Here is a 3,912-nt window from a genome sequence, read left to right as displayed (position 1 = left end):
AGGGCGCCACGGCTGACCGGGTGGTCCGGGTCGCCTTCGATGTGGATGATTTCCGCCTTGGCATTCTTGCTGCCGGAGCCCAGGCTGTACATCAGCAGGCCGCAGCCGACCGAGCAGTAGGTTCAGATATTGCGCGTTTCCCTGGCGCGGCTGAGTTTGTACTGGCGCACTTCGGCCTGTGCGGCGGTCGGCATGACACCGACGACGGCGATGCTCGATGCCCCCAGTCCCGCTGCCGAGATCTTGAAGAACTGCCGCCGGCTGATCTTCACGCCGGCGGCGGGGTTTTCCTTGCTTTCCATATCAATCTCCAAATTGATTCTCGAGAACAGAACTTTTCTATTTCGCCATCTTTGAAGCGGCGCCTTGCCGGTCCGGCACGGACTGGCGTTTTCTGCCGGCCCTCGTTGTCTGGCTGTTTTCAGGTCGGTTCCGGTTGTTGAGTGTTACCAAACCAGCCAAGACATTGCATGCTTTGTGCCACAGCAAAAATCGATATAATTCATTGGGTTAGGGAATTAACCATCAGCGTGGCAGGGACATTCTGTCTCCCGGCTGGACAAAATGTCCTATATTCCGGCTTGGTCGGGCCTGTGATGCCCGATGGCGGTGAGACCGATGACGACTGAAAAAATAACTGGGGTGGTGCTGGCTGGTGGTCTGGGTCGGCGCATGGGCCATACCGACAAGGGCTTGCAGGTGTTAGGTGGCCGGCCCATGGTCGAGTGGGTCGTCGAGCGCCTGGCGCCGCAGGTCGATGAACTGCTGATCAACGCCAACCAGAACGGTGAGCGTTATGCTGCCTTCAGCTATCGTGTCGTGCCCGATCGCATTGCTGATTTTGCCGGGCCGCTGGCCGGGTTGCATGCCGCGCTGTCGGCAGCGACGCATCGGCTGGTGGCGACTGCCCCGTGTGATTCACCTTTCCTGCCGGCGGATTTGATTTTTCGCCTGTTTTCCGGGTTGACCGTAGCCAACGCCGATCTCGCGGTCGCCCGTACCTTCAACCAGCCGCACCCGGTTTTTTGTCTGTGCAAACGCGACCTCCTGCCGCATCTGACGGCTTATCTCGACAGCGGCGAACGCAAGTTCGAGCGCTGGTACGCCACCCTGAACGTCGTCGAAGTCGCCTTCGATGACGAGGCAGATGCCTTCGAGAACATCAATACGCGCGCCGAGTTGTTGCGTTTTGACGCTGGCCCCGAAAAGCCTCAGGCCTTGGGCTGAACCCGCTTTGAGGTCTTTTTGACGGCGCCGTTTTCGCTGTCGAAATGGACCATGAAATAGGTTTCTTCCATCGGTGGCATGCCCTCGATGCGCCATTCCCAGATTTCCTCGCCGAGGTTATCGAAGCGCTGTTTTCTGGCCGGGGCGCCGAACAGGCGGCGGATGTCGTCCTGGCTCATGCCGACGCGTACCTTGCCGTAGTTGGCCTCGTTGAGCACCTGCTCGATCTGACTGATCACCTGATTGCGGCCGAAGGTGATCATGTAGCAGTGGGTGCCTTCCGGCTGCCGGGCGTATTCCCAGGTTGCCGTGCCGTCGTCGTTCCAATGCACGAAGCCGGGGTCGCCCAGGCGTGCGCGCACTTCGGCCTGGGTCGTGATACCCGGTTTCATTTCCTGCATATTGAGGTAGTCGCAGCCGGGCAGGATGGCGATGACGGCCGAGGCGGCGGCGCTGATCCAGGTAGGGAATTTCATGCGGGCTTCCTTGTGACAGGCGATCCAGTTTATGCCATTCACGCCGGTTTGCGGCGCCAGCGCTGGTGGAGCAGGGCGGACAGAGCGCCAACCAGGAGCAGACCGGCCATGCCGAATGCCATGGTCAGGGTTGAACCCCACAGGGCCGGGGCGATGAGCGCCGCCGAAAGACTATTGAAGCCGGACTGGAAGAAAGTCTGGCAGGAAGCGGCGAGGCCGCGCTGGGCGGGAAAAGGATCGAGGGCAAAGAGGGTCAGGCTGGGCATGGCCAGCGACATGCCGGTGGTGTAGACAAAGATGGGCATGACGCTCCACGGTAGCCCGGGCGGTAGCGTCAGGTTGACGATCAGGTTGAACGTGGCGGCGCTGCCCATGACGGTAAAACCGATCAGGATGGTCCGGCTCGGCGTAATCTTGCCGGCCAGCCGGCCGGATAGCCCGGCGCCGACCATCATGCCGCCCATGGCCGGCCCGAACAGCCAGAGAAAGCCGGTTTCCGGGAGGCCGAGATGGGTCATCAGAAAGACCGGTGCCGACAGCACGTAAATGAAAAACCCGGCGAAATTGAGCGATACGGCGGCGCAGGCAAACAGGAAGGGCGGCGAGGTCATGACCTTCCAGTAGGTCGCGCCGAGGTAGGCCGGGCGCAACGACTGGCGTTTTTCCGGGGGCAGGGTTTCCGGCAGCAGTTTCCAGCAGGCCAGCCACAATGCTGCGGTCGACACGACCAAAAAGGCAAAAACCGAACGCCAACCGAAGAGCATTTGTAGCCAGCCACCGACGACCGGGGCGATGGCCGGGGCCAGGGCGAACATCATGGTCATCTGCGACATCAGGCGCTGGGCCGGGGCGCCGTCGTACAGGTCGCGGACGATGGCGCGGCTGATGACGATGCCGGCGCCGGCCGTCATGCCCTGCATGGCGCGCCAGAACCACAGGTGCTCAATGCGCGTGGCGAAGGTGCAGCCGGCCGAGGCGACGGCGAACAGGCCGACGGCGACGAGAATCACCTTGCGCCGGCCGAAGCGGTCGGCAATGGCGCCGTGCCACAGCGTCATGACGGCGAACGAGAGCAGATAGATCGACAGCGTCTGCTGAACTTCGAGCGGCGAGGCGTGCAGCTTTTCGGCTATTTCAGGGAAGGACGGCAGGTAGGTGTCGATCGAAAACGGTCCCAGGGCCGCCAGCGAGGCCAGCAAAATGGCGATGCCGCGCGTCTCGCGCCGGGTCTGGTGCTCACCCACGGGCGAAACGTCGATACTGGATGGCCTCGGCGACGTGGGCGGCGCGAATGTCGTCGCAGCCAGCCAGATCGGCGATGGTCCGCGCGACTTTGAGGATGCGGTGCCAGGCGCGGGCCGACAGGTCGAGCTGGGTCGTCGCCTGTTGCAACAGCTTGTTGCCGGTAGCGTCGGGCTGGCAGTCGGCATCGACTTCCTGGGTGCTCAGCCGGGCGTTCGGTTTTTGCTGCCGGGCGTGCTGGCGGTTCTGGGCTTGCTCGACGCGAGCGCGAACGGTCGCTGACGATTCGCCATCGGCCTTGCCGGCCAGGCTTTCGGCCAACAGGGCGGGGACTTCGATGATCAAATCGATGCGGTCGAGGAAAGGCCCGGAGAGCTTGCCGCGATAGCGGGCGATCTGGTCCGGCGAGCAGCGGCATTTGCCGTTCGCCGAGCCGTGATGGCCACACGGACACGGATTCATTGCCGCGATGAGCTGGAACTCGGCCGGAAACTCGGCCTGCCGGGCGGCACGGGCGATATGGACGCGCCCCGATTCAAGCGGCTCGCGCAGGGTTTCGAGGACTTTTCGGTCGAACTCGGGCAGTTCGTCCAAAAACAAAATTCCCTGATGGGCCAGGCTGATTTCGCCCGGCCGCGGCGGATTGCCGCCACCGACCAAGGCCACCGCCGAGGCGGTGTGGTGCGGCTGGCGGTAAGGGCGAATGCCGAAGGCTTCCGGCCGGAACTGGCCGACCAGCGACAGCACGGCAGCCGACGCCTTGGCCGCTTCGCCCTGCAACGCCGGCATGAGGCCGGGCAGACGGGCGGCGAGCATCGATTTGCCCGAGCCGGGCGGGCCGACCATCAGCAAGGAATGGTTGCCGGCGGCGGCGATTTCCAGCGCCCGCTTGGCCTGCGACTGACCGCGAACCTCGGCCAGGTCGGCGAAAATGGGCTGATTTTCCGGGTTGACCGTGGCAATCGCC

General features: G+C 63.3%; 4 protein-coding genes and 1 pseudogene. 1 reads left to right on the top strand and 4 read right to left on the bottom strand.

What is annotated here, in order from left to right; translation table 11 throughout:
* A pseudogene (locus ADADOO_RS06570) lies at positions 1-272 on the bottom strand (hypothetical protein); the annotation flags it as partial.
* A gap of 346 nt (positions 273-618) precedes the next feature.
* On the opposite strand from ADADOO_RS06570, the gene mobA reads away from it, so the two are divergent.
* Positions 619-1,227, top strand: coding sequence for a molybdenum cofactor guanylyltransferase MobA (mobA, locus tag ADADOO_RS06565; RefSeq protein ID WP_511276048.1), 609 nt, complete (start codon positions 619-621; stop codon positions 1,225-1,227).
* Here mobA and ADADOO_RS06560 read toward each other — a convergent pair.
* The 3 genes from ADADOO_RS06560 to ADADOO_RS06550 form a co-directional block, all read right to left on the bottom strand.
* Positions 1,212-1,703, bottom strand: a complete 492-nt coding sequence (locus ADADOO_RS06560; protein ID WP_511276046.1) for a hypothetical protein — start codon at positions 1,701-1,703, stop codon at positions 1,212-1,214. The two genes, mobA and ADADOO_RS06560, sit on opposite strands and share 16 nt — an antisense overlap.
* Before the next feature lie 38 nt (positions 1,704-1,741).
* Positions 1,742-2,947 carry a multidrug effflux MFS transporter gene (locus tag ADADOO_RS06555; protein ID WP_511276044.1) on the bottom strand — a complete coding sequence of 402 codons (1,206 nt, stop codon included), beginning with the start codon at positions 2,945-2,947 and terminating at the stop codon, positions 1,742-1,744.
* Positions 2,940-3,912: YifB family Mg chelatase-like AAA ATPase (locus ADADOO_RS06550; RefSeq protein ID WP_511276042.1), on the bottom strand; the 973-nt coding region annotated here is incomplete at its 5' end. The genes ADADOO_RS06550 and ADADOO_RS06555, both read right to left, overlap by 8 nt.

This window comes from Azonexus sp. (genome assembly GCF_036170495.1).
Taxonomy (GTDB): Bacteria; Pseudomonadota; Gammaproteobacteria; order Burkholderiales; family Rhodocyclaceae; genus Azonexus.
This window is presented reverse-complemented; position numbering and strand designations above follow the sequence as displayed.

Excerpts from the sequence above, each read along its gene's own strand:
- mobA (WP_511276048.1), top strand. The coding sequence starts at position 619 with ATGACGACTGAAAAAATAACTGGGGTGGTGCTGGCTGGTGGTCTGGGT.
- ADADOO_RS06560 (WP_511276046.1), bottom strand. The coding sequence starts at position 1,703 with ATGAAATTCCCTACCTGGATCAGCGCCGCCGCCTCGGCCGTCATCGCC.